The following is a 24,864-nucleotide window of genomic DNA, read 5'->3' as shown; positions in this document are numbered from 1 at the left end:
GCCGTAGTATCTAAAAAAGGGCATAGATCCAGTTATGAACTGTCCCGCCCTTTCTTAGATACACGCTATATGATTAAACTAATTCAATGACAGCCATTGGTGCGCCATCGCCGCGACGAGGTCCAAGCTTCATGATACGAGTGTATCCACCTTGGCGATCTTCGTAGCGAGTTGCAACGTCAGCGAACAATTTTTGAAGTGCATCTTGGTTTGTTTCAGCGTTAGCTACTTCGTTACGAATGTAAGCTGCAGCTTGACGGCGAGCATGAAGATCTCCGCGTTTGCCAAGAGTGATCATTTTTTCAACTACAGAGCGAAGTTCTTTCGCACGTGTTTCAGTTGTTTCGATGCGTTCGTTGATGATCAAATCAGTCGTTAGGTCACGAAGCATTGCTTTACGTTGTGCACTAGTGCGTCCTAGCTTTCTGTATGCCATGTGATGTCCCCTCCTTAATTAGAGATGCTGTATGAATAAAAAACACACGAAAATCCTAGTTCACAATGAAACTAGTCAATCGTCTTTACGAAGACCCAGTCCAAGTTCTTCTAGTTTCGCTTTCACTTCTTCAAGAGATTTACGTCCAAGGTTACGAACTTTCATCATATCCTCTTCTGTCTTGTTAGCAAGCTCTTGAACAGTGTTAATACCCGCACGCTTCAAACAGTTGTAAGAACGAACAGAAAGATCAAGCTCTTCAATTGTCATTTCAAGCACTTTTTCTTTTTGGTCTTCTTCTTTCTCAACCATAATTTCTGCATGCTGAGCTTCGTCAGTTAACCCAACGAAAATATTAAGGTGTTCAGTTAAAATCTTAGAACCTAGAGCGATCGCTTCTTTCGGTCCCGTGCTTCCATCAGTCCATACATCTAGTGTTAGTTTATCATAGTTTGTGATTTGCCCAACACGGGTGTTCTCCACTTGATAAGTCACACGAGATACAGGTGTATAGATTGAGTCGATCGGAATCACACCGATTGGCTGATCGTCTCTTTTGTTTGTATCAGCAGGACTATACCCGCGACCTCTTTGTGCAGTTAAGCGAACACGGAAGCTCGCATTCTTGCCAAGAGTTGCGATGTGAAGATCTGGATTTAAGATTTCAATATCGCTGTCGTGTGTAATATCAGCAGCTGTTACAGTACCTTCATCTTGTACATCAATTTCAAGCGTCTTCTCTTCTTCAGAGTAGATTTTGAGTGCAAGCTTTTTAATGTTTAAGATAATCGTTGTAACATCTTCAACCACGCCTTCGATCGTTGAGAATTCGTGTAAGACACCATCTATCTGGATCGATGTTACAGCTGCACCAGGAAGTGAGGATAAAAGGATACGACGAAGGGAGTTCCCTAAAGTGGTACCATATCCACGCTCAAGTGGCTCTACGACAAACTTGCCATACTTGGCATCGTCGCTGATTTCAACCGTTTCGATTTTTGGTTTTTCAATTTCGATCATCTAATAAAACCCTCCTTCAAAACGTCGAAACCTCGAATAGAATCATATGAGATTCCATCCGAAATTCCTCATTGTTTAGTCCCGTATGTGCTCAGGCAACGAGTCGTGTATTCGTCTCATAAATAACTGTATCATAACCCATTATTGACAGGGACACAAAATCTATACAAACAAATTACACGCGGCGACGTTTTGGTGGACGGCATCCGTTATGAGGAACTGGAGTTACGTCTCTGATTGCAGTAACTTCAAGACCTGCAGCTTGAAGCGCACGAATTGCAGCTTCACGACCAGAACCAGGACCTTTAACAGTTACTTCAAGTGTTTTAAGACCATGTTCGATAGAACCTTTAGCAGCAGTTTCAGCAGCCATTTGTGCAGCGAAAGGAGTAGATTTACGAGAACCTCTGAATCCTAATGCACCAGCACTTGACCAAGAAATTGCGTTTCCATGAACATCAGTAATCGTTACAATCGTGTTGTTGAAAGTGGAACGGATATGAGCGATTCCAGCTTCAATATTCTTTTTCACGCGACGTTTACGCGTATTTGATTTACGAGCAGCAGCCATTCTTTAACTACCTCCTTTACTTATTTTTTCTTGTTAGCTACAGTACGACGCGGACCTTTACGAGTGCGCGCGTTGTTTTTTGTGTTTTGTCCACGAACAGGAAGTCCTCTGCGATGACGGATTCCGCGGTAGCTTCCGATTTCAATTAGACGCTTAATGTTAAGTGAAACTTCACGACGAAGGTCACCTTCTACTTTAAGTTTGTCAATGATATCACGGATTTTACCAAGTTCGTCTTCAGTTAGATCGCGAACGCGAGTGTCTTCAGAAACACCTGCTTCTTTAAGGACTTGTTGAGCAGTCGTACGACCAATTCCAAAAACATATGTTAAAGAAATGACAACACGCTTATCACGTGGAATATCTACACCAGCAATACGAGCCATGATTTGGGCACCTCCTTGTTATTAGCCTTGTTTTTGTTTATGTTTTGGGTTTTCACAGATCACCATTACTTTTCCTTTTCTGCGAATCACTTTACATTTTTCACAGATAGGTTTAACAGATGGTCTCACTTTCATGTGTTTCCAACCTCCTTCTTCCGGAGTTGCTTTATTTGTAACGGTACGTAATTCTACCACGAGTTAAGTCATATGGAGATAATTCTACCGTAACTTTGTCTCCAGGTAAAATGCGAATGAAGTGCATACGGATTTTTCCTGATACATGAGCCAAAACTGTATGACCATTCTCTAGTTCAACTTTGAACATTGCATTTGGCAAAGTTTCAACTACAGTACCTTCCACTTCAATTACATCGTCTTTCGCCATTCAAGTGTTCTCCCTTCTTCAAATCAGTAACTTGCTCTCTGATAAATGTCCAAATGAGATCAACTCAATGTCCATCTATCACCCGACCTGTTTTGAATATACTGTTCTGAACTTCCGGAGATACGCAATCATAAAAGGTTAAATGATTGATATTTTTTTCTTAGGAGAATGAAATTTACGCTTTTTCTCCGTCTGCGATTAGTACATGGCAGCCATCGAACCTGTCGATGACAACTGTATACTGATCTTGTTCTTTCCTTGGACTATACAGACAACCTGCCCGATTTGGGCCTGAAAGGCTTCAGTGAAGACCTAAATCTTAGTCAGTATATCAAAACCTGTATCTGTAATCGCAATCGTATGCTCAAAGTGAGCACACTTTTTCCCATCAACCGTTACAACCGTCCAGTTATCAGCCAGTGTTTTCACATATCGGCTGCCTGCGTTCACCATCGGTTCGATGGCCAACACCATTCCAGGTTTTAGCCGTGGGCCTTTGTTGGGCGGACCATAATGAGGAATTTGAGGGTCCTCATGAAGATCCTGTCCGACCCCATGTCCAACATATTCTCTAACAACTGAGAAATTCTCACCTTCAACATACGTTTGTATGGCATGGGAAATGTTCGACAGACGTTCACCTGGCTTTGCTTCCTGTAAGCCTTTATATAGAGATTCCTCTGTGACTTCCAGTAGTTTGCGGTCTTCATCACTGATTACCCCAACTGGATAAGTCCAAGCAGAGTCACCATGATAGCCATTTAACTTTGCGCCGATATCGATACTAATGATGTCTCCATCACGTAAAACCCGTTTACCAGGAATACCGTGAACGAGTTCTTCATTCACCGAAACGCAAATGCTCCCGCGAAAACCATTATACCCTTTAAAAGATGGGATTGCACCCTGCTTTGTAATAAAACGTTCGGCAATTTGATCCAATTCTTTTGTCGAAATACCTGGTTTTATGTGTTTCTTCAGCTCTTCATGAGTCAGTGCGACAATGCGTCCAGCTTCTCTCATAATCTCAAGCTCGCGAGGAGTTTTACAGATAATCATTTATTTAATCCCCCAAGCAGTTCCTTGATATCTGCGTATACATCGTTAATGTGCTTCGCTCCATCAATGTTTACAAGATATCCTTTTTCTGAATAGAAGTTCAGTAAAGGTTCAGTCTGCTTTAAGTTTACTTCAAGTCTAGTCGAAACGGTTTCTGCATTATCATCTGCACGTTGATAAAGCTCGCCTCCACACTTGTCGCAAACATTTTCTTTCGCAGGCGGATTGAATACTAAATGATATGTTGCTCCGCAATTTTTGCAAATTCTTCGGCCAGTCAGACGCTCCATCAAAGCATCTTTATCGACTTTTATATTAATGACATAATCAATCGTTCTGCCAAGGTCCTTTAGAATTTCTTCTAAAGCTTCAGCCTGAGCGACTGTTCGCGGAAATCCGTCCAGAAGAAAACCTTGCTCACAATCATTCTTGCCAAGTCTTTCTCTAACAATACCGATTGTGACCTCATCAGGAACAAGCTCTCCTTTATCGATAAAGGATTTTGCTTCGAGCCCAAGTTGTGTCTCCTCTTTCATAGCAGCGCGGAACATATCTCCTGTTGAGATATGAGGGATCCCATAATCATCAACAATTCGTTCTGCCTGAGTGCCTTTACCAGCACCCGGAAGCCCCATTAAGACTAAGTTCATTTCGGATTTCCCCTTCCTTACTTAGAGAGGTTGGGCAGGAGCCCAGCCCTCTGTTTTATTTCATAAATCCACGGTAGTTTCGTTTCACTAATTGGCTTTCAAGCTGTTTCATTGTTTCAAGTGCAACACCGACAACAATGAGAAGACTTGTGCCGCCAATTTGTGCAGCGGAAGGTAATCCAGCGAATTGAATGAAAAAGATAGGAAGTATTGAAATCACGGCTAAGAAAATGGCGCCCACAAACGTGAGTCGGTACAAAATACTCGTAATTCTATCTTGAGTCATTTTCCCTGGACGAACTCCCGGGATATAGCCACCCTGCTTTTGCAGATTTTCAGCCATTTGTTCAGGATTTACTTGGACAAAGGCATAAAAATATGTGAAAGCAACAATCAGTGCTACATAAATCGTCATACCGATTGGCTTAGTATAGTCAAAGTTGTTGGTTATCCAAGTTGTGACATTATTAGTTCCGAAGAACGATGCGACCGTCTGCGGAGTAATAATGAACGAAACGGCAAAGATGACTGGAATCACCCCAGCTGGATTCACTTTCAATGGAAGATGCGTTGCCTGACTAGCAGACATTTGTGCACGGCCAGTTCCTTTTGAATATTGAATTGCAATCTTTCTCACTGCCATTTGAATGTAAATAACACCTATAACAATGATAAGAATGGCAATCACAATAAGGGCAATTTTAAGGATTTGCATGAACAGCTGTCCATCTCCACCTACAAACTGCTGAGCGTACACTTGTTTTAATGTTTGAGGGATACCTGCGATGATACCGGAAAAGATAATAATCGATATACCGTTACCAACACCGTGAGCAGTAATCTGCTCACCCAGCCACATTAAAAATGCTGTTCCCGCAGTGAGTACGACCGCAATTAAGAGATACGTTGACACACCAGGGTTTTCAATCAGCATGCCTCCTGCCATATTGTTGAATCCATATGACATTCCTAACGCCTGGATAAATCCTAGAACAATTGTAAAATACCTTGTGAATTGTGCTAATTTTCGGCGGCCAACCTCTCCTTGCTTTGACCACTCAGTAAACTTCGGAACAACATCCATCTGCAAGAGCTGGATGATGATCGAAGCAGTGATATACGGCATAATCCCCATTGCAAGAATGGAGAATTGGAAAAGTGCCCCGCCCCCAAATGTATTGAGGATCCCGAAAACACTCATTTGATCCTGTGCCTGGAGAACTTCGGCGTTCACATTAGGCACAGGGATGAAAGCACCTATACGAAAGACGACTAACATTAAAAGTGTGAATATAATCTTATTCCGTATATCTTTCACGCGCATAAAATTGGAGATTGTCTTAAACAAGTTAGATCACCTCGGCTGTACCGCCAGCAGCTTCAATAGCTTCTTTCGCAGAAGCAGAGAATTTATTGGCTTTTACAGTTAATTTTTTTTCTAATTTACCGTTGCCAAGAATTTTTACTCCTGCTTTTAACTTGCTTAATGCACCAGTCTCTAGAAGAAGTTCAGGAGTGACTTCCGTTCCTTCGTCAAAACTGTTTAATCTGTCTAAGTTGATTACCGCGTAATCTTTACGGTTGATGTTTGTAAAACCACGTTTTGGAAGGCGTTGGAATAAAGGCATTTGTCCACCTTCGAATCCAGGGCGTACACCGCCGCCAGAACGAGCGTTTTGACCTTTATGACCTTTACCAGAAGTTTTACCGTTACCTGATCCAATACCACGACCAACACGGTTGCGTACTTTACGTGAACCTTCTGAAGGCTTCAATTCATGAAGTTTCATTTGGGCACCTCCTTATCGATTAAAAATGTTTTATTGTTCTTTAACAGAAACTAAATGAGACACCTTGTTAATCATGCCGCGGATCGCTGCATTGTCTTCATGTACGACTGTTTGGTTTGTTTTCTTTAGACCAAGAGTACGAACAGTGACACGCTGATCTTCAGGGCGACCGATTACACTGCGTTTGAGGGTAATTTCTAATTTATTTGCCATTATTGTTCCCTCCTTATCCTAACAGGTCTTCTACAGATTTTCCACGAAGCTTCGCTACATCTTCAGCACGTTTAAGTTCACTTAAACCTTGAAGTGTTGCGCGGATCATGTTGATCGGTGTATTAGAACCTAGAGATTTAGAAAGGATATCAGCTAGACCAGCAAGCTCAAGTACCGCACGCACTGGGCCTCCAGCGATAACTCCTGTACCTTCTGAAGCAGGCTTCAATAGAACGTTTCCTGCACCGAATCGACCGATGATTTCATGTGGAATTGTAGTTCCAACCATTGGTACTTCAATTAAATTCTTTTTCGCATCTTCAACAGCTTTGCGGATTGCTTCTGGTACTTCTTGCGCTTTACCAGTACCGAAACCAACATGACCGTTTTTGTCACCGACAACAACTAAAGCTGCAAAACGGAAACGACGTCCACCTTTAACAACTTTCGCTACGCGGTTAACCGTAACTAAGCGTTCTTCTAACTCTAATTTGCTTGGGTCAATACGACTCATTCGGATGTGTCCCTCCTTCTTTTATTAAAATTTAAGTCCAGCCTCACGAGCAGCTTCAGCTAGAGCTTTTACACGTCCATGATATAAGTATCCTCCGCGGTCAAATACCACGTTAGAGATTCCTTTTTCAACAGCACGTTTTGCAACAACTTCGCCAACTTTAATAGCAGCTGCAGTGTCAGAACTATTCTCGACCTTTAACTCTTTATCAAGAGTAGAAGCACTTACAAGTGTTACACCGTTAACATCATCAATTACTTGAGCGTAGATATTCTTGTTAGAACGGAAAACGTTAAGGCGAGGTCTTTCAGCAGTACCTGAAAGTTTCGCACGAACACGAGCATGTCTTTTAAGACGAGTAGCGTTTTTGCTAGTTTTCGTAATCATCCGAGTCACTCCTTTCTTCACTTTAAGCGATCTTACTTACCAGTTTTTCCTTCTTTACGGCGAACGAATTCACCTTCGTAACGAATTCCTTTACCTTTGTAAGGCTCTGGAGAACGGACAGCGCGGATGTTAGAAGCAAGAGCTCCTACACGCTCTTTATCGATACCTTTAACGATTACTTTCGTTTGAGATGGAACTTCGACTTCAACTCCAGCCTCAGGAACGATTTCAACTGGATGAGAGTATCCAACGTTAAGAACAAGTTTGTTTCCAGATTTAGCTGCACGGTAACCGACACCGATAAGTTCTAAACCTCTTTCGAAACCTTTAGATACACCTTCAACCATGTTTGCAAGCAAGCTACGTGTTGTACCATGTAATGCACGGTGTTCTTTATGTTCAGACGGACGGCTTACAGTTAAGACGTTGTCCTCAATTTTAATTTCCATATCAGGGTGAAACGTACGAGTTAGTTCACCTTTTGGTCCCTTTACTGTCACTGTGTTATCGTTGTTTGTCACAGTTACTCCTGAAGGGATCTCAAGTAGTTTTTTACCTATGCGAGACATACCAAGCACCTCCATTCATCTTAAGCTTTTTTTACCATACGTAAGCAAGTACTTCTCCACCAGCTTGTTTAGCACGGGCTTCTTTGTCCGATAAAACACCTTGTGATGTAGAAATAATTGCGATTCCAAGTCCGTTAAGTACACGTGGTACTTCATTTGATTTCGCATATACGCGTAAACCAGGTTTACTGATTCTTTTTAGACCAGTGATAACACGCTCGTTGTTTTGACCGTATTTAAGGAACATACGGATAATTCCTTGTTTGCTGTCTTCAACGTATTCAACGTCACGGATAAAACCTTCACGCTTTAAGATTTCAGCAATTTCTCTTTTGATTTTTGAAGCCGGTACTTCTAGCTTCTCATGACGTACCATGTTCGCATTGCGAATACGAGTCAGCAAATCTGCAATCGGATCTGTCATAACCATTATTTAATAACCTCCTTCCCATTTATGGGGATTACCAGCTGGCTTTTTTAACGCCAGGAATTTGTCCTTTATATGCAAGTTCGCGGAAACAAATACGGCAAAGTTTAAACTTACGAATAACTGAATGTGGACGTCCACAACGTTCGCAGCGCGTATACTCTTGAACTTTAAACTTTTGTTTGCGTTGTTGCTTCGCAATCATAGACTTTTTAGCCACGATTTCGCCTCCCTTTCATTGATTATTTCTGGAACGGCATACCTACTTGAGTTAATAACTCACGTGCTTCTTCGTCCGTATTGGCAGTAGTAACGATAACGATATCCATACCGCGGACCTTTGATACTTTATCGTAATCAATTTCTGGGAAGATTAACTGTTCTTTAATACCAAGCGTGTAGTTTCCACGTCCGTCGAAAGATTTCTTAGAAATCCCACGGAAGTCACGTACACGTGGTAAAGATACAGAAATAAGTTTATCAAGGAAATCATACATGCGCTCTCCGCGAAGTGTTACTTTCGCACCGATTGGCATTCCTTCACGTAGACGGAATCCAGCAATAGACTTCTTCGCACGAGTAACGACAGGTTTTTGACCAGCGATAAACGTTAATTCTTCAACAGCAGTATCGATTGCTTTAGCGTTTTGAACTGCGTCACCAACACCCATGTTGATCACGATTTTTTCGATTTTTGGCACTTGCATTACTGAAGTGTATTCAAACTTAGAAACTAATGCAGGTGTAATTTCTTTTACATACTTTTCTTTAAGGCGGTTCATGAGAAAGACCTCCCTTCCTTATTTACTATTTATCTAGAACTTGCCCAGATTTTTTCGCTACACGGACTTTCTTTCCGTCCTCAACTTTATACCCAACACGTGTCACTTCACCCGTTTTAGGATCAAGCGGCATTACGTTTGATACGTGAATCGACGCTTCCTGTTCAGAAATTCCGCCTTGAGGGTTAGCTTGGGTTGGTTTAGAGTGTTTTTTCACAAGGTTAATACCTTCTACTAAAACACGGTCACTCTTAGGGAAAGCAGCAAGGATGACTCCTTGTTTACCTTTATCTTTACCAGAGATAACCACTACTTTATCGCCCTTTTTAACATGCATTTAATCGCACCTCCTTGAGTCGGGGATTGTATTCATTAAAGTACTTCTGGTGCTAGAGAAACAATTTTCATATAGTTATTTTCACGAAGTTCACGTGCTACTGGTCCGAAGATACGAGTTCCACGCGGGCTCTTGTCGTCACGGATGATGACACATGCATTTTCATCAAAACTGATGTAAGATCCATCGTTTCTGCGAGCTCCGCTCTTTGTACGAACGATAACTGCTTTCACAACTTCACCTTTTTTGACAACGCCTCCTGGTGTTGCTTGTTTAACCGTACAAACAATGACATCACCGATGTTAGCCGTCTTACGTCCAGAGCCACCAAGAACTTTAATCGTTAGTACTTCGCGTGCGCCAGAGTTGTCAGCTACTTTTAAACGAGTCTCCTGTTGAATCATTAATGTTACCTCCCTTCGGAAAAAGAAATCCGAACTTTATTAGATAATAACAGCTTCTTCGACAACTTCAACTAGACGAAAGCGTTTAGTCGCAGATAAAGGACGAGTTTCCATGACCTTTACGATGTCTCCGATTTTTGCTTGGTTGTTTTCATCATGTGCTTTGAACTTTTTAGAGTATCTTACACGTTTGCCATAAAGTGAATGCTTTTTGTATGTTTCAACAACAACAGTGATGGTTTTATCCATTTTGTCAGAAACAACACGACCTTGATACACTTTACGTTGGTTACGTTCGCTCATGTTTGCGGGGCCTCCCCTCTAATTATTATTTATTAGCAGCGATTTCTCTTTGACGAATCACAGTTTTCATGCGTGCGATTGATTTACGCACTTCACGAATGCGAGCAGTGTTTTCAAGCTGCCCAGTCGCTAATTGGAAACGAAGATTGAAAAGTTCTTCTTTAAGAGACTTTACTTTTTGTTCAATTTCAGCAGTGGTAAGGTCACGAATTTCATTAGCTTTCATTTGATTCACCACCAATTTCTTCACGTTTTACGAACTTCGTTTTAATTGGCAATTTGTGAGATGCAAGGCGAAGAGCTTCACGAGCAACTTCTTCAGACACACCAGAAATTTCAAATAAAACTTTGCCCGGTTTTACTACAGCTACCCATCCTTCTGGAGCACCTTTACCGGAACCCATGCGGACCTCTAGAGGTTTTGCTGTGTATGGCTTAGAAGGGAAAATTTTAATCCAAACTTTACCGCCACGTTTCATGTAACGAGTCATAGCAATACGAGCAGCTTCGATTTGACGGTTAGTAATCCATGAAGCTTCTAGAGCTTGGATACCGAACTCACCGAAATGTACTTCAGTGCCGCCTTTTGCACGACCACGCATTTTTCCACGATGTTCTCTGCGATACTTCACGCGTTTTGGCAATAACATATTATTTTCCTCCTTCCGCAGTATTCTTCTTAGTTGGAAGGACTTCTCCACGATAGATCCATACTTTTACGCCAAGCTTACCATAAGTAGTGTCAGCTTCAGCAGTAGCATAGTCAATGTCAGCACGAAGTGTGTGCAACGGAACAGTACCTTCACTGTAATATTCAGAACGAGCAATATCTGCACCGCCAAGACGACCAGAAACCATTGTTTTGATTCCTTGTGCTCCAGCACGCATTGTGCGTTGGATTGTTTGTTTTTGTGCACGACGGAATGAAATACGATTTTCAAGTTGACGAGCGATGTTTTCAGCAACTAGCTGAGCATCAAGATCTGCTCTCTTGATTTCAAGAATGTTGATGTGTACACGTTTGCCAGTTAGGCTGTTAAGAGCTTTACGAAGTGCTTCAACTTCAGATCCGCCTTTACCAATTACCATACCTGGTTTAGCCGTGTGGATTGTGATATTTACGCGGTTTGCAGCACGTTCGATTTCTACTTTAGAAACAGACGCGTCAGACAAACGCTTGCTGATGAATTCACGGATTTTCAAGTCTTCATGTAAGAAGTCAGCGTAATCTTTACCTGCGAACCATTTAGATTCCCAATCACGAATGACGCCAATACGAAGACCTACTGGATTTACCTTTTGACCCACGGATTATCCCTCCTTCTTTTCTGATACAACGATTGTAATGTGGCTAGTACGTTTGTTAATTGCGCTCGCACGACCCATAGCACGTGGACGGAATCTCTTAAGTGTTGGACCTTCGTCAACGAATGCTTGAGTAATCACTAGGCTGTTAGCGTCCAACTCGTAGTTGTGCTCAGCGTTTGCGATAGCAGATTTTAATACTTTTTCAATAATTGGTGAAGCAGCCTTAGGTGTAAGGTTTAAGATAGAAACTGCTTCTCCTACTTGCTTACCTCGGATCAGGTCCATTACTAGACGTGCTTTACGAGGAGCAATACGGACTGTTCTTGCGACAGCTTTAGCTTGCATTTAAAAGCCTCCTCTCATTAGCGTCTTGTTTTTTTATCGTCACTAGCATGACCTTTGTAAGTACGGCTTGGTGCGAATTCGCCCAATTTGTGACCTACCATATCTTCAGAAATGAAAACAGGTACATGTTTGCGTCCGTCATAGACAGCGATTGTGTGACCGATGAATTGTGGGAAAATTGTAGAACGACGAGACCAAGTTTTTACGACTTGCTTTTTGTCAGTTTCATTCAATTTCTCGACTTTAGCCATCAAATGATCATCAACAAATGGTCCTTTTTTTAAGCTGCGAGCCATTGTGGAACCTCCCTTCGTGATTGAACTACGGTCCTAAATGAACCGTAGACAACCCCGTTACTTGTTTTTACGACGACGTACAATGAATTTATCAGACTTGTTGGTTTTCTTACGAGTCTTGAATCCAAGAGTCGGTTTACCCCATGGAGACATTGGTGATTTACGTCCGATTGGAGCGCGTCCTTCACCACCACCGTGTGGGTGATCGTTAGGGTTCATTACAGAACCACGAACTGTTGGGCGTACGCCTTTCCAGCGAGAACGTCCAGCTTTACCGATGTTAATTAATTCGTGTTGCTCGTTTCCAACTTGACCGATAGTCGCACGGCAAGCAGAAAGAATCATGCGAACTTCTCCTGAGTTCAAACGTACAAGAACGTATTTACCTTCTTTACCAAGAACTTGAGCAGAAGTACCAGCAGAACGAACTAATTGTCCACCTTTACCTGGTTTCAATTCAATGTTATGCACAACTGTACCAACTGGGATGTTGATAAGTGGAAGAGCGTTACCTGGTTTGATGTCAGCTTCTGGTCCAGAAGTAACTTCAGTACCAACTTGAATTCCTTTTGGAGCAAGAATGTAACGTTTCTCACCATCTGCATAGTTTACAAGAGCGATGTTCGCTGAACGGTTTGGATCATACTCGATTGTAGCAACGCGTCCAGGTATACCATCTTTATCACGCTTAAAGTCGATGATACGGTATTGACGTTTATGACCGCCACCTTGATGACGAACAGTCAATCTACCTTGGTTGTTACGTCCGCCTTTTTTGTGTAGCGGTGCAAGCAACGATTTTTCTGGTTTGTCAGTCGTGATTTCAGCAAAATCTGAAGTAGTCATGCCACGACGACCATTACTGGTTGGTTTATACTTTTTAATCGCCATTTTGAATTTCCCTCCTTCTTTTTAAGATTTACGCTTCAAAAATTTCGATTTCTTTGCTGTCAGCAGTTAATTTCACGATCGCTTTTCTGCGACGGCTAGTCATACCAGTGTAGCGTCCAACGCGTTTAGATTTTCCTTTGTAGTTTTGAACGTTGACTTTCTCAACTTTCACTCCAAAGATTTCTTCAACAGCGTCTTTCACTTCTGTTTTGTTAGCTCTGACATCAACTTCGAACGTGTACTTCTTCTCTGTCATTAGATCAGCAGAACGTTCAGTAATGATAGGGCGCTTTAGAACATCACGAGGATCTTTCATTATGCAAGTCCCTCCTCTACTTTTTCAACCGCTGCTTTAGTGATCAGAAGTTTGTCGTGGTTGACAACGTCAAGAACGTTGATACCTTTAGCTTCAACAACTGTTACTCCAGGGATGTTACGAGCAGATAAAGCTACTGTTTCGTTTGCATCCGCAGTGACGATCAACGCTTTCTTCTCAACAGATAACCCTTTAAGGATGCCTGCGAATTCTTTCGTTTTCACTGCATCAAGAGTCAGATCTTCAAGAACGATGATGTTGTTGTCGATTACTTTAGAAGACAATACTGACTTGATAGCCAAGCGGCGAACTTTTTTAGGTAATTTATAAGAATAGCTGCGTGGTGTTGGACCGAATACGATACCGCCTCCGCGCCATTGTGGTGAACGGATAGAACCTTGACGAGCACGACCTGTACCCTTCTGTCTCCAAGGCTTACGACCTCCGCCACGTACTTCAGAACGAGTTTTTACTTTGTGAGTTCCTTGACGTAAGGAAGCTCTTTGCATAAGAATAGCATCGAATACTACGCTTTCGTTTGGCTCGATTCCAAACACAGAAGCGTTTAATTCGATTTCACCGTTAGTAGAACCGTTTTGGTTAAATAATGCTACTTTTGGCATGACTTGTTTCCTCCTTTCCTAAGAGAGTTATTTAGATTTAACTGCACTCTTTACAGTTACTAGAGATTTTTTAGCTCCTGGTACGTTCCCTTTGATCAATAGAAGATTGCGTTCTGCATCAACTTTAACGATCTCAAGGTTTTGGACAGTGATTTGCTCTCCGCCCATACGTCCTGGAAGAAGTTTACCTTTGAATACGCGGTTTGGATCAACAGGTCCCATTGAACCAGGACGACGGTGATAACGTGAACCGTGAGTCATTGGTCCGCGTGATTGTCCGTGGCGCTTGATAGCCCCTTGGAATCCTTTACCTTTTGATGTTCCTGTTACATCTACGATATCTCCATTTGCGAAAATATCAACCTTGACTTCCTGACCAACTTCATACGCATCTAACTCCACACCGCGTAATTCTTTTACGAAGCGCTTAGGAGCAGTTTCCGCTTTAGCAACGTGGCCTTTCTCTGGTTTGTTAGAAAGCTTTTCACGTTTGTCATCAAAACCAATTTGGATTGCTTCATAGCCATCCGTATCAGCAGTCTTCTTTTGAAGAACAACGTTAGCAGCAGCCTCAACAACAGTTACAGGGATAAGATCACCGTTTTCTGCGAATACTTGCGTCATACCAATTTTTCTACCTAAGATTCCTTTGGTCATTCGTCACACCTCCTATAATATGTGTTTTCTATTTGAATTAAAGTTTGATTTCGATATCTACACCAGATGGTAAATCTAAACGCATAAGTGCATCAACTGTTTGCGGAGTTGGATCCACGATGTCGATTAGACGTTTGTGAGTACGCATCTCGAATTGCTCACGAGAATCTTTGTACTTATGAACCGCACGAAGGATTGTGTAAACTGATTTTTCAGTTGGAAGCGGGATCGGACCAGATACACTAGCACCAGAACGCTTAGCCGTTTCAACAATCTTCTCAGCAGATTGATCAAGAATTCTATGATCATATGCTTTTAAACGAATACGAATTTTTTGTTTTGCCATTATTTTCCCTCCTTTTCGCCTACTTACGTTAGACAGTTCTCCGTGAGAAAAACCTGATCACCTTGCCATGGCAAAGCGGCCGGGTGTGTCAGCAACCTCTCACTTCATCGCAGTCAAAGACCAACATGCACTATTGTACCAAATTGGCCTGCGTGTTGCAATAATAAATCGGATAAATTTATGATTTGCACACTTTTCATATTATACAGGGGTTCAGCCTATAAATCAAGCTTTCCCTGAAGATGATGTACAGCAGTCTTTCTTACGATCCGAATAAATTCATCTGGCTCTTCAATATGCGGGGAATGGGCAGATTCTTTAAAGGTGAACCATTCTTTTATCGGTGCTGTTAATTGATCAACATATGGTTTTGTTACAGCAGCGGGCGTAATCATGTCATGTTCACCAATGATAAAGTAGCACGGTATTAATATAGTAGAAACTCGGTATTGAATACTCTCATTCATCAGTTCATTCCATAGCTTGTCCTGACTAAACTTCTGTCCTTTGAGGAATCTCCATTTATCTATCAGCTGATAATGCTTACTATGAAGAAACGCGCTCATCATTTGAAAAATCGGCTTCCACTTATGTGTGAGCCCTACTTTTGCGAACTCTTTATATAGAGAGAACAAAGCATGAGCAGAGGTTCGTTTCCACGGGGGAGGTGTCAGTAATCGCAGGCAGCTAGTGAGCAGTCGATTGCGATGGTATTTCTTCAGAAGAAGTTCGTACGACACAATATCTTCTTTTAATACATCCACGACCTGACTAATCCCATAATATGCATGATATAAATCCGGACGTTTATGTACTGCTTGTATCGCAATCAGTGCTCCCCATGAGTACCCAGCGATGTACAGTTTTGAATGACCTAAATACGAAAGAAGCTTTTCGGTCAGTTCAATCGTATCTTCAACAAATTGCTGAATAGTCATCGAAGCAGCGGGAATATTCTTTTGATAGGAAAGTCCTGCCCCACGCTGATCCCAATGGACGACTGTAAAGTCTTGATCTAATTCCTCATGAAAGGAATCGATATAACTGATTTGAGCTGAGCCAGGCCCACCGTGTAAAAATAAAAAAACGGGTTTTGTTTTATTCAGGTGATTTTCTTTCATCATAATCCATTGGTCAACTCCGCCGATCAACCATTTCTTCAAATATGTCTTCGCCATTCCAGTGATCCTCTCGGTTCCATTTAGATTCTATAGCTTATAGTAGCCGTTCTGGTCTGGAAAAGCAAAAAAAGAGACCCTTTTGCAAGGAGTCTCTTTTATATGTTTATTATTTAATGATAGTTGAAACGACACCAGAACCTACAGTACGTCCACCCTCACGGATAGAGAAACGAGTTCCTTCTTCGATAGCGATAGTAGAGATAAGTTCAACTTCCATCTCAGTGTTATCGCCAGGCATAACCATTTCAGTACCTTCTGGAAGATGTACGATACCAGTTACGTCAGTTGTACGGAAGTAGAACTGCGGACGGTAGTTAGTGAAGAATGGAGTATGACGTCCACCCTCTTCTTTAGAAAGTACATAAACTTCAGCTTTGAAACGGCTATGTGGAGTGATTGTACCTGGTTTAGCAAGTACTTGACCACGTTGGATATCTTCACGAGATACACCACGAAGTAGTGCACCGATGTTGTCACCAGCTTCAGCATAGTCAAGAAGCTTACGGAACATTTCAACACCTGTAACAGTTGTTTTACCGTTTTCTTCTTGAAGACCGATGATTTCAACTTCGTCACCGACTTTAACTTGTCCACGCTCAACACGACCAGTAGCAACTGTTCCACGACCAGTGATTGAGAATACGTCCTCAACTGGCATCATGAATGGCTTCTCAGTGTCACGTTCTGGAGTTGGGATGTACTCATCAACCGCATCCATAAGTTCAAAGATTTTTGCTTCGTAATCAGCATCTCCTTCAAGAGCTTTAAGAGCAGAACCTTTGATAACTGGTACATCGTCACCAGGGAAGTCATAGTCAGAAAGAAGGTCACGAACTTCCATTTCAACAAGTTCAAGTAACTCTTCATCGTCAACCATGTCACATTTGTTAAGGAATACTACGATGTAAGGTACACCTACGTTACGAGAAAGCAGGATGTGCTCACGTGTTTGTGGCATTGGACCGTCAGCAGCAGATACTACTAAGATCGCGCCGTCCATTTGAGCAGCACCAGTGATCATGTTTTTAACGTAGTCAGCGTGTCCTGGGCAGTCTACGTGTGCATAGTGACGAGTTTCAGTTTCATACTCAACGTGTGCAGTTGAGATTGTGATTCCACGCTCGCGCTCTTCTGGAGCACCATCGATTTGATCATAAGCCATAGCTGTACCTTTACCAGATTTCTTATGAAGAACTGTTGAGATAGCAGCAGTTAGAGTTGTTTTACCATGGTCAACGTGTCCAATTGTACCAATGTTAGCATGCGATTTGGAACGGTCGAATTTTTCTTTAGCCATTCTAAAAATCCTCCTTAAAGGTCATTGTATTTGGTATAGAGTGATAGAAAGTGAAGAGTTACCTCTCACTTTCTGATCTTCAATAGTAGTTATACTTTAGTTTAAAGGCAAAATCAATTATTCACCTTTATTTTTTTTGATGATTTCTTCACTGATGCTCTTAGGCACTTCTTCATAGTGATCCATGTGCATAGTGAAAGTACCGCGTCCTTGTGTGTTAGAACGGAGTGCAGTTGCATATCCGAACATTTCAGAAAGTGGAACCATAGCGCGAACAACTTGAGCGTTACCGCGTGCTTCCATACCTTCTACACGTCCACGACGAGATGTGATATCACCCATGATGTCTCCCATGTATTCTTCAGGGATAACGACTTCTACTTTCATCATTGGCTCAAGTAGAACTGGGTTACATTTGCTGACAGCATTTTTCAATGCCATAGACGCAGCAATTTTAAACGCCATTTCGTTAGAGTCAACATCGTGGTATGATCCATCAAATAATTTAGCTTTGATGTCGATTAATGGGAATCCAGCTAATACACCATTTTCAAGTGAATCTTCAAGACCTGCTTGAATAGCTGGGATGTATTCACGAGGAACAACCCCACCAACGATTGCATTTTGGAATTCGAAGCCTGCGCCTTCTTCGTTTGGTTCGAATTCGATCCAAACGTGTCCGAACTGACCGCGTCCACCAGACTGACGTACGAATTTACCTTCAACTTTTGCACCAGAACGGAATGTTTCACGGTACGCAACTTGAGGAGCTCCTACGTTAGCTTCAACCTTGAACTCACGCTTCATACGGTCAACAATGATATCAAGGTGAAGCTCACCCATACCAGAGATGATCGTTTGACCAGTTTCAGTGTTTGTTTGTGTACGGAATGTTGGATCCTCTTCAGCTAGTTTAGCTAAAGCGATACCCATTTTATCTTGGTCAGCCTTAGATTTAGGCTCGATTGCTACATCGATAACTGGCTCTGGGAAATCCATAGACTCAAGGATAACAAGGCTTTTCTCGTCACACAGAGTGTCACCAGTTGATGTATCTTTAAGACCTACAGCTGCTGCGATATCCCCTGCGTAAACAGTAGAGATTTCTTCACGGCTGTTTGCGTGCATTTGAAGGATACGTCCAACACGTTCACGCTTGTTCTTAGAAGAGTTCTTCACGTAAGAACCAGAATCAAGTGTTCCAGAGTATACGCGGAAGAAAGTTAGTTTCCCAACATAAGGGTCAGTCATAACTTTAAATGCAAGGGCTGAGAATGGTGCGTCATCAGTAGACTCACGTACAACCTCTTCATTTGTATCTGGCAAGGTACCTTTGATTGCAGCAACATCAGTTGGTGCAGGAAGGTAATCAAGCACAGCGTCAAGTACAAGCTGAACACCTTTGTTTTTGAAAGCAGATCCAACAAGAACTGGATAGAATTCAACATTCAATGTTCCTTTACGGATTGCAGCTTTCAATTCAGGAATTGTAATTTCTTCACCCTCAAGGTATTTTTCCATAAGCTCTTCATCAAGCTCAGCCACAGCTTCAATTAAGCTGCTGCGAAGCTCTTCAGCTTTGTCTTTATACTCAGCAGGGATTTCTTTTGCATCAGAGCGAGTTCCAAGGTCATCTTCGTAGAAGTATGCTACGTTTTCTACAAGGTCGATGATTCCTTCGAATTGGTCTTCAGCACCGATCGGCAATTGAATTGCATGAGCGTTTGCTTGAAGACGATCTCTTAATGTACCTACAGAGTAAAGGAAGTCCGCACCGGTTTTATCCATTTTGTTAACGAATACGATACGAGGTACTCCGTAAGTTGTTGCTTGGCGCCAAACTGTTTCAGTTTGTGGCTCTACACCTGATTGTGCATCAAGAACAGCTACCGCACCATCAAGTACACGTAAAGAACGTTCAACTTCAACAGTGAAGTCTACGTGTCCTGGTGTATCGATGATGTTTACACGGTAACCTTTCCATTGTGCTGTAGTAGCAGCAGAAGTGATTGTAATACCACGTTCTTGCTCCTGCTCCATCCAGTCCATTTGTGAAGCTCCTTCGTGAGTTTCACCAATTTTATGGATACGACCAGTGTAGTACAAGATACGCTCAGTCGTTGTCGTTTTACCGGCATCGATGTGAGCCATGATACCAATATTACGAGTTTTGTCTAAGGAGAACTCTCTTGCCATTGGGTAATTTCTCCTTCCTTATTAGGGAATAGTTTTTTTAGTTTGGTATAAATCCTACCAGCGGTAGTGAGCGAATGCTTTGTTCGCTTCTGCCATTTTGTGTGTATCTTCACGTTTCTTCACAGCAGCACCAGTGTTGTTAGCTGCGTCAAGGATTTCGTTAGCAAGACGCTCTTCCATCGTTTTTTCTCCACGAAGACGAGCGTAGTTAACTAACCAGCGAAGACCTAAAGTCGTACGACGGTCTGGGCGAACTTCTACAGGTACTTGGTAGTTAGCTCCACCTACACGACGTGCTTTCACTTCAAGAACTGGCATGATGTTTTTCAAGGCTTGTTCGAAAACCTCCATCGCTTCATTACCAGTACGTTCTTTGATGATATCAAATGACTTGTAGAGTATTGTTTGAGATTTTCCTCTTTTACCGTCGATCATCATTTTGTTGATCAAACGAGATACAAGTTTAGAATTGTAAATTGGATCTGGCAAAACGTCTCTTTTTGCTACAGGACCTTTACGTGGCATCTGAATAGCCTCCCTTCTCTTTTAAAAGGATTTCTATCTGTCTCTCATCTCAATTTCATTGTCAGTTCCCTGACTCCACTGATCTGATATCAACTTCTAAAAACCCTTATGTTTGTTTATATTATTTGCTTTGTTTAGGGCGTTTTGTTCCGTATTTAGAACGTCCTTGCATACGACCGTCAACTCCGGCAGTATCAAGCGCACCACGAACGATGTGGTAACGTACACCCGGTAAGTCTTTTACACGTCCGCCACGGATAAGTACTACACTGTGCTCTTGTAGGTTATGACCGATACCAGGAATGTAAGCTGTTACTTCAATCAGGTTAGACAAACGTACACGAGCATATTTACGTAGTGCTGAGTTTGGTTTTTTCGGTGTCATTGTACCGACACGAGTACAAACCCCGCGTTTCTGTGGAGATGTTACGTTAGTGTGCTCTTTTTTGAAACTGTTGTATCCTTTGTTAAGTGCAGGAGACTTTGAGTTTTCAACTTTACTCACGCGTCCTTTGCGTATTAGCTGATTAATTGTAGGCATGTTGTTATTCCTCCCTTCATTACTTTTTTTATAACCCACATACCCAGGTGGTTCATCAAAAGGCAAAAAACAATGCTTTTGCATTTAAAGCATGCAAAAACAAACAAGTACGTTATAACATAATGGCAACAGCTGCTGCCCCAACTTCAATTCCGCAGGCCTTGCCGAGCTTTTTCATGGAATCTACCACTAAAATGTCTACACCCTTCTCTTGCGCTAGTTTCATTACACTAGCTGTTAAAGCAGGATCAGCATCTTTCGCTACGACGATTTCCTTTACTGAATCTCGTTTTAGAGCTTTTACTGTTTGCTTCGTACCAATAATAATGGACTGAGCCTGTGATACTTTATCATAAGACATCGAATATCCTCCAAAGTAACAGGTTTTATTTTGAGCACCTTGGTTATATTATCATCATGGCAGAAGGATGTCAATATCGTATGACAGATTATCTTGACATCCTTCACCATTTTTTGATGATTTTTATGGAAATCTTATGAGAAAGATTACTCTACAGGAACCATGTCGTCAGTCGGCTGCACTTGTGAAACCGGCTTAACTTTACGGTAGTTTGGCATTCCCGTTCCAGCAGGAACAAGTTTACCAATGATAACATTCTCTTTCAAGCCAAGCAGTTCATCGCGTTTTCCTTTGATCGCCGCATCAGTTAGGACACGAGTCGTTTCTTGGAAGGATGCAGCAGACAAGAATGAGTCTGTTTCAAGTGATGCTTTTGTAATACCAAGAAGAACTGGACGGCCTGTTGCAGGACGCTTGCCTTCGAATAGAACTTTTTTGTTCGCTTCAGTGAATTGATGTACATCAAGAAGTGTGCCTGGCAATACATCTGTATCCCCTGCATCAGCGACACGCACTTTGCGAAGCATTTGGCGAACCATTACCTCTACGTGTTTATCTCCGATTTCTACCCCTTGCATACGGTATACTTTTTGTACTTCATGAAGCAGATATTCTTGAACAGCTGTCATGTCAGTCACTTTTAGAAGCTCTTTCGGATCGATAGAACCTTCTGTCAGTACTTGACCACGAGTGACTTTGTCACCTTCAACAACTTTCAGACGTGCATTGTAAGGAGCTGTGTAAGAACGAGTTTCAACTTCGCCTTGAACCACAATTTCCTGCTGCTTGTCACGAACATCGTTGATTTCAGCAACGACACCATCAATTTCAGAGATGGTTGCTTGCCCTTTCGGATTACGTGCTTCAAATAGCTCTTGGATACGAGGTAAACCTTGTGTGATATCGTCTCCTGCTACCCCACCGGTGTGGAACGTACGCATTGTAAGCTGTGTTCCTGGCTCACCGATCGATTGTGCAGCGATGATTCCAACTGCTTCACCAACTTCGACGTCAGTACCAGTTGCAAGGTTACGGCCGTAGCATCGTTTACATACACCATGAGGCGTGTTACATGTAAATGCAGAACGGATCCATACTTCTTCAATACCTGCTTCAACTACTTCAAGTGCTTTATCTTCATCAATTAGCTCGTTTTCGCCCACAATGACTTCGCCCGTTTCAGGATCAACAATTGGCTTTCTTGCAAAACGTCCGATAAGACGTTCTTCAAGTTTCTCAATAATTTCATTTCCTTCTTTAATGGACTTCGCCAAGATTCCACGGTCTGTACCGCAATCTGTTTCACGGATGATGACATCCTGTGCAACGTCAACGAGGCGACGCGTGAGGTAGCCTGAGTCAGCTGTTTTAAGGGCTGTATCGGCAAGACCTTTACGCGCTCCGTGAGTGGAAATAAAGTATTCTAATACGGTTAAACCTTCACGGAAACTAGATTTAATCGGAAGTTCAATGATACGTCCAGCCGGGTTGGCCATCAGACCACGCATACCAGCCAGCTGAGTGAAGTTAGATGCGTTACCACGCGCTCCAGAGTCACTCATCATGTAGATCGGGTTGACTTCATCAAGGGACTTCATCAGTTTACCTTGGATGACATCTTTAGAAGAACTCCAGATTGAAATCACTCTCTCATATCGCTCTTCTTCTGTAATCAAACCACGTCTGAATTGCTTCAAGACGTTATCTACTTTGGCTTGTGCTTCTTCAAGGATTTTCTGCTTATCATCTAATACGACGATATCAGATACACCAACGGTAATACCGGCTTTAGTAGAATATTTGAACCCAAGATTTTTCATGCGGTCAAGCATTTTGGAAGTCTCAGTGATGTGGAATCTCTTAAAGATTTCCGCAATGATTTTTCCTAAAATACCTTTTTTGAACGGCGCATTGATTTCTTGTTTCTCGATCGCAGCTTTTACATCCTCACCTTTTTCAAGGAAGAAACGATCAGGTGTTTTTTCTTCAATATTGCTCTTAGTCGGCTCATTCATGTATGGGAATGATTCCGGTAAGATTTCGTTAAAGATCAGTTTTCCAACTGTTGTAATCAACAATTTAGAACGCTGTTCATCAGTGAATGTCACATTCTTCAACGAGCTAGCTGCAACAGCTACACGTGTATGAAGATGCACATAACCATTTTGATAAGCTAGAAGGGCTTCATTCGTATCTTTGAAGACCATACCTTCTCCGATAGCACCTTTACGCTCAAGTGTTAGGTAGTAGTTACCAAGCACCATATCCTGAGATGGCGTAACAACTGGTTTTCCATCTTTCGGGTTCAAAATGTTTTGAGCAGCAAGCATTAAGATACGAGCCTCAGCTTGAGCTTCGGCAGATAATGGTACGTGAACCGCCATTTGGTCACCGTCAAAGTCAGCGTTGTAGGCTGTACATACAAGTGGATGCAGACGAATTGCGCGTCCTTCCACAAGTGTAGGTTCAAACGCTTGAATACCAAGTCTGTGAAGAGTTGGTGCACGGTTTAGTAAGACTGGATGCTCGCGAATAACTGATTCTAAAACATCCCATACTTCCGGCTGCACGCGCTCAATTTTACGCTTCGCGCTCTTAATGTTGTGGGCTAATCCTTTTTCAACAAGCTCCTTCATCACAAATGGTTTGAATAATTCAAGAGCCATTTCTTTCGGAAGTCCACACTGATACATTTTCAAATGTGGTCCTACGACGATAACGGAACGTCCAGAATAGTCAACACGTTTACCAAGCAAGTTTTGACGGAAACGCCCTTGTTTCCCTTTCAGCATGTGAGAAAGAGATTTCAATGGTCTATTTCCTGGTCCTGTTACTGGTCGACCTCTACGTCCATTATCAATCAAGGCATCGACAGCTTCTTGAAGCATACGCTTCTCGTTCTGAACGATGATGCTTGGCGCGCCAAGATCTAATAAACGTTTCAGACGATTGTTACGGTTGATGACACGACGATAAAGGTCGTTCAAGTCAGAAGTAGCAAAACGTCCACCATCAAGCTGAACCATTGGACGTAATTCTGGTGGAATAACCGGAAGTACATCAAGGATCATCCAAGACGGTTTGTTTCCTGAGTTACGGAAGGCTTCTAACACTTCAAGGCGTTTGATCGCACGTGTACGACGCTGTCCTTGGGCTGTTTTCAGCTCTTCTTTCAGTGTATCCACTTCTTTTACAAGATCGATATCTTGAAGAAGTTTGTTGATTGCTTCAGCACCCATAGCTGCTTGGAACGTATTACCGTATTTATCTAAATAAGCACGGAATTCTTTCTCAGAAAGAAGTTGTTTCTTCTCAAGCGGTGTGTTGCCAGGATCTGTCACGACGTAAGAAGCGAAGTAGATCACTTCTTCTAACGCACGTGGTGACATATCAAGAACAAGACCCATACGGCTTGGGATACCTTTGAAATACCAAATGTGGGAAACCGGGGCAGCCAGTTCGATATGCCCCATTCTCTCACGACGGACTTTTGCCCGTGTTACTTCTACACCACAACGGTCACATACAACACCCTTATAACGAACACGTTTATACTTTCCACAATGACATTCCCAGTCTTTTTGCGGTCCGAAGATACGTTCACAAAAGAGACCATCTTTTTCAGGTTTCAGTGTACGATAGTTAATCGTTTCAGGCTTTTTCACTTCACCAAAAGACCAAGAACGGATTTTATCAGGTGATGCGAGACCGATGTTCATATACTCAAAATTGTTCACATCTAGCAAGG

At 42.2% G+C, this 24,864-nt stretch carries 37 protein-coding genes; all 37 read right to left on the bottom strand.

The genetic code is table 11. The features are described 5' to 3' along the window. Nucleotides 1-73: 73 nt before the first annotated feature. The 37 genes from rplQ to rpoC all read right to left on the bottom strand — a co-directional run bounded on the left by rplQ (nucleotide 74) and on the right by rpoC (nucleotide 24,862). Nucleotides 74-436, bottom strand: a complete 363-nt coding sequence (rplQ, locus tag ACYH0L_RS00875) for a 50S ribosomal protein L17 (RefSeq protein ID WP_003216944.1) — start codon at nucleotides 434-436, stop codon at nucleotides 74-76. Between the two features lie 75 nt (nucleotides 437-511). Beyond that, nucleotides 512-1,456, bottom strand: coding sequence for a DNA-directed RNA polymerase subunit alpha (locus tag ACYH0L_RS00870; protein ID WP_034323191.1), 945 nt, complete (start codon nucleotides 1,454-1,456; stop codon nucleotides 512-514). 175 nt (nucleotides 1,457-1,631) lie between these two features. Further along, a complete protein-coding gene (rpsK, locus tag ACYH0L_RS00865; RefSeq protein WP_008356548.1) occupies nucleotides 1,632-2,027 on the bottom strand; it encodes a 30S ribosomal protein S11 in 396 nt (131 codons plus the stop codon). A gap of 20 nt (nucleotides 2,028-2,047) precedes the next feature. Continuing rightward, nucleotides 2,048-2,413 carry a 30S ribosomal protein S13 gene (gene rpsM, locus ACYH0L_RS00860; protein ID WP_003217023.1) on the bottom strand — a complete coding sequence of 122 codons (366 nt, stop codon included), beginning with the start codon at nucleotides 2,411-2,413 and terminating at the stop codon, nucleotides 2,048-2,050. 21 nt (nucleotides 2,414-2,434) lie between these two features. Further along, nucleotides 2,435-2,548: a 50S ribosomal protein L36 gene (gene rpmJ / locus ACYH0L_RS00855; protein ID WP_003156543.1), complete on the bottom strand. Its 114-nt coding sequence runs from the start codon at nucleotides 2,546-2,548 to the stop codon at nucleotides 2,435-2,437. Between the two features lie 31 nt (nucleotides 2,549-2,579). After that, nucleotides 2,580-2,798: a translation initiation factor IF-1 gene (infA, locus tag ACYH0L_RS00850; protein WP_003178377.1), complete on the bottom strand. Its 219-nt coding sequence runs from the start codon at nucleotides 2,796-2,798 to the stop codon at nucleotides 2,580-2,582. 312 nt (nucleotides 2,799-3,110) lie between these two features. Next, complete coding sequence (gene map / locus ACYH0L_RS00845) at nucleotides 3,111-3,857, bottom strand: type I methionyl aminopeptidase (RefSeq protein ID WP_007496338.1); 747 nt, start codon at nucleotides 3,855-3,857, stop codon at nucleotides 3,111-3,113. After that, complete coding sequence (locus ACYH0L_RS00840) at nucleotides 3,854-4,507, bottom strand: adenylate kinase (RefSeq protein WP_099728185.1); 654 nt, start codon at nucleotides 4,505-4,507, stop codon at nucleotides 3,854-3,856. The genes map and ACYH0L_RS00840 overlap by 4 nt, the downstream gene beginning before the upstream one ends. 55 nt (nucleotides 4,508-4,562) lie before the next feature. Beyond that, a complete protein-coding gene (gene secY / locus ACYH0L_RS00835) occupies nucleotides 4,563-5,855 on the bottom strand; it encodes a preprotein translocase subunit SecY (protein WP_034323198.1) in 1,293 nt (430 codons plus the stop codon). Between the two features lies 1 nt (nucleotide 5,856). Further along, nucleotides 5,857-6,297 (bottom strand): 50S ribosomal protein L15, encoded by a 441-nt coding sequence (gene rplO, locus ACYH0L_RS00830; protein WP_034323201.1) that lies wholly within the window; start codon nucleotides 6,295-6,297, stop codon nucleotides 5,857-5,859. A gap of 30 nt (nucleotides 6,298-6,327) precedes the next feature. Next, the gene (gene rpmD / locus ACYH0L_RS00825; protein ID WP_003217067.1) at nucleotides 6,328-6,510 is read right to left on the bottom strand and encodes a 50S ribosomal protein L30; all 183 of its coding nucleotides are present in this window, start codon (nucleotides 6,508-6,510) and stop codon (nucleotides 6,328-6,330) included. 13 nt (nucleotides 6,511-6,523) lie between these two features. Beyond that, on the bottom strand, nucleotides 6,524-7,024 hold the full coding sequence (gene rpsE, locus ACYH0L_RS00820) for a 30S ribosomal protein S5 (protein WP_007496332.1): 501 nt from the start codon (nucleotides 7,022-7,024) through the stop codon (nucleotides 6,524-6,526). Between the two features lie 24 nt (nucleotides 7,025-7,048). Further along, complete coding sequence (rplR, locus tag ACYH0L_RS00815; RefSeq protein ID WP_099728186.1) at nucleotides 7,049-7,411, bottom strand: 50S ribosomal protein L18; 363 nt, start codon at nucleotides 7,409-7,411, stop codon at nucleotides 7,049-7,051. A gap of 32 nt (nucleotides 7,412-7,443) precedes the next feature. Then, on the bottom strand, nucleotides 7,444-7,980 hold the full coding sequence (gene rplF, locus ACYH0L_RS00810) for a 50S ribosomal protein L6 (RefSeq protein WP_099728187.1): 537 nt from the start codon (nucleotides 7,978-7,980) through the stop codon (nucleotides 7,444-7,446). Nucleotides 7,981-8,011: 31 nt separating this feature from the next. Then, complete coding sequence (gene rpsH / locus ACYH0L_RS00805; protein WP_003217040.1) at nucleotides 8,012-8,410, bottom strand: 30S ribosomal protein S8; 399 nt, start codon at nucleotides 8,408-8,410, stop codon at nucleotides 8,012-8,014. A gap of 31 nt (nucleotides 8,411-8,441) precedes the next feature. Further along, complete coding sequence (rpsN, locus tag ACYH0L_RS00800; RefSeq protein ID WP_008356542.1) at nucleotides 8,442-8,627, bottom strand: 30S ribosomal protein S14; 186 nt, start codon at nucleotides 8,625-8,627, stop codon at nucleotides 8,442-8,444. Nucleotides 8,628-8,649: 22 nt separating this feature from the next. After that, entirely contained in the window at nucleotides 8,650-9,189 is a 540-nt protein-coding gene (gene rplE, locus ACYH0L_RS00795) for a 50S ribosomal protein L5 (protein ID WP_099728188.1), read from the bottom strand. Between the two features lie 25 nt (nucleotides 9,190-9,214). Further along, nucleotides 9,215-9,526, bottom strand: a complete 312-nt coding sequence (gene rplX / locus ACYH0L_RS00790; protein WP_034323211.1) for a 50S ribosomal protein L24 — start codon at nucleotides 9,524-9,526, stop codon at nucleotides 9,215-9,217. A 35-nt stretch (nucleotides 9,527-9,561) separates the two neighbouring features. Next, complete coding sequence (gene rplN, locus ACYH0L_RS00785; protein ID WP_003216882.1) at nucleotides 9,562-9,930, bottom strand: 50S ribosomal protein L14; 369 nt, start codon at nucleotides 9,928-9,930, stop codon at nucleotides 9,562-9,564. Nucleotides 9,931-9,969: 39 nt separating this feature from the next. Then, the gene (gene rpsQ / locus ACYH0L_RS00780) at nucleotides 9,970-10,233 is read right to left on the bottom strand and encodes a 30S ribosomal protein S17 (protein WP_003216906.1); all 264 of its coding nucleotides are present in this window, start codon (nucleotides 10,231-10,233) and stop codon (nucleotides 9,970-9,972) included. A 25-nt stretch (nucleotides 10,234-10,258) separates the two neighbouring features. Further along, nucleotides 10,259-10,459: a 50S ribosomal protein L29 gene (gene rpmC, locus ACYH0L_RS00775; protein ID WP_003217155.1), complete on the bottom strand. Its 201-nt coding sequence runs from the start codon at nucleotides 10,457-10,459 to the stop codon at nucleotides 10,259-10,261. After that, the gene (rplP, locus tag ACYH0L_RS00770) at nucleotides 10,449-10,883 is read right to left on the bottom strand and encodes a 50S ribosomal protein L16 (protein ID WP_003225801.1); all 435 of its coding nucleotides are present in this window, start codon (nucleotides 10,881-10,883) and stop codon (nucleotides 10,449-10,451) included. Before rplP ends, rpmC begins: the two co-directional genes overlap by 11 nt. A 1-nt stretch (nucleotide 10,884) precedes the next feature. Continuing rightward, on the bottom strand, nucleotides 10,885-11,541 hold the full coding sequence (gene rpsC, locus ACYH0L_RS00765; protein ID WP_003217241.1) for a 30S ribosomal protein S3: 657 nt from the start codon (nucleotides 11,539-11,541) through the stop codon (nucleotides 10,885-10,887). 3 nt (nucleotides 11,542-11,544) lie between these two features. After that, entirely contained in the window at nucleotides 11,545-11,886 is a 342-nt protein-coding gene (rplV, locus tag ACYH0L_RS00760; RefSeq protein ID WP_007496316.1) for a 50S ribosomal protein L22, read from the bottom strand. A gap of 17 nt (nucleotides 11,887-11,903) precedes the next feature. Further along, a complete protein-coding gene (gene rpsS, locus ACYH0L_RS00755; protein WP_003216920.1) occupies nucleotides 11,904-12,182 on the bottom strand; it encodes a 30S ribosomal protein S19 in 279 nt (92 codons plus the stop codon). A gap of 57 nt (nucleotides 12,183-12,239) precedes the next feature. Then, nucleotides 12,240-13,073, bottom strand: coding sequence for a 50S ribosomal protein L2 (gene rplB / locus ACYH0L_RS00750; RefSeq protein WP_024425599.1), 834 nt, complete (start codon nucleotides 13,071-13,073; stop codon nucleotides 12,240-12,242). A gap of 28 nt (nucleotides 13,074-13,101) precedes the next feature. Continuing rightward, nucleotides 13,102-13,389, bottom strand: coding sequence for a 50S ribosomal protein L23 (gene rplW / locus ACYH0L_RS00745; RefSeq protein WP_003217016.1), 288 nt, complete (start codon nucleotides 13,387-13,389; stop codon nucleotides 13,102-13,104). Beyond that, complete coding sequence (rplD, locus tag ACYH0L_RS00740; RefSeq protein WP_099679362.1) at nucleotides 13,389-14,012, bottom strand: 50S ribosomal protein L4; 624 nt, start codon at nucleotides 14,010-14,012, stop codon at nucleotides 13,389-13,391. The genes rplW and rplD overlap by 1 nt, the downstream gene beginning before the upstream one ends. A 27-nt stretch (nucleotides 14,013-14,039) precedes the next feature. Further along, a complete protein-coding gene (rplC, locus tag ACYH0L_RS00735) occupies nucleotides 14,040-14,669 on the bottom strand; it encodes a 50S ribosomal protein L3 (RefSeq protein WP_041084736.1) in 630 nt (209 codons plus the stop codon). Between the two features lie 37 nt (nucleotides 14,670-14,706). Continuing rightward, complete coding sequence (rpsJ, locus tag ACYH0L_RS00730) at nucleotides 14,707-15,015, bottom strand: 30S ribosomal protein S10 (RefSeq protein WP_099728190.1); 309 nt, start codon at nucleotides 15,013-15,015, stop codon at nucleotides 14,707-14,709. 218 nt (nucleotides 15,016-15,233) lie between these two features. Continuing rightward, nucleotides 15,234-16,193 carry an alpha/beta fold hydrolase gene (locus ACYH0L_RS00725; RefSeq protein ID WP_230031674.1) on the bottom strand — a complete coding sequence of 320 codons (960 nt, stop codon included), beginning with the start codon at nucleotides 16,191-16,193 and terminating at the stop codon, nucleotides 15,234-15,236. A 109-nt stretch (nucleotides 16,194-16,302) separates the two neighbouring features. Next, a complete protein-coding gene (tuf, locus tag ACYH0L_RS00720) occupies nucleotides 16,303-17,493 on the bottom strand; it encodes an elongation factor Tu (RefSeq protein WP_007496302.1) in 1,191 nt (396 codons plus the stop codon). Nucleotides 17,494-17,610: 117 nt separating this feature from the next. After that, nucleotides 17,611-19,689: an elongation factor G gene (fusA, locus tag ACYH0L_RS00715; RefSeq protein ID WP_099728192.1), complete on the bottom strand. Its 2,079-nt coding sequence runs from the start codon at nucleotides 19,687-19,689 to the stop codon at nucleotides 17,611-17,613. 54 nt (nucleotides 19,690-19,743) lie between these two features. Then, nucleotides 19,744-20,214: a 30S ribosomal protein S7 gene (gene rpsG / locus ACYH0L_RS00710; protein ID WP_003216884.1), complete on the bottom strand. Its 471-nt coding sequence runs from the start codon at nucleotides 20,212-20,214 to the stop codon at nucleotides 19,744-19,746. 121 nt (nucleotides 20,215-20,335) lie between these two features. Then, nucleotides 20,336-20,755, bottom strand: coding sequence for a 30S ribosomal protein S12 (rpsL, locus tag ACYH0L_RS00705; RefSeq protein ID WP_003216962.1), 420 nt, complete (start codon nucleotides 20,753-20,755; stop codon nucleotides 20,336-20,338). A 112-nt stretch (nucleotides 20,756-20,867) separates the two neighbouring features. Continuing rightward, nucleotides 20,868-21,116 (bottom strand): 50S ribosomal protein L7ae-like protein, encoded by a 249-nt coding sequence (locus ACYH0L_RS00700; protein ID WP_008345416.1) that lies wholly within the window; start codon nucleotides 21,114-21,116, stop codon nucleotides 20,868-20,870. A gap of 146 nt (nucleotides 21,117-21,262) precedes the next feature. Beyond that, complete coding sequence (rpoC, locus tag ACYH0L_RS00695; RefSeq protein WP_482354255.1) at nucleotides 21,263-24,862, bottom strand: DNA-directed RNA polymerase subunit beta'; 3,600 nt, start codon at nucleotides 24,860-24,862, stop codon at nucleotides 21,263-21,265. Nucleotides 24,863-24,864 lie beyond the last annotated feature (2 nt).

Source organism: Bacillus sp. MC1252, assembly GCF_056838025.1.
This window is presented reverse-complemented; position numbering and strand designations above follow the sequence as displayed.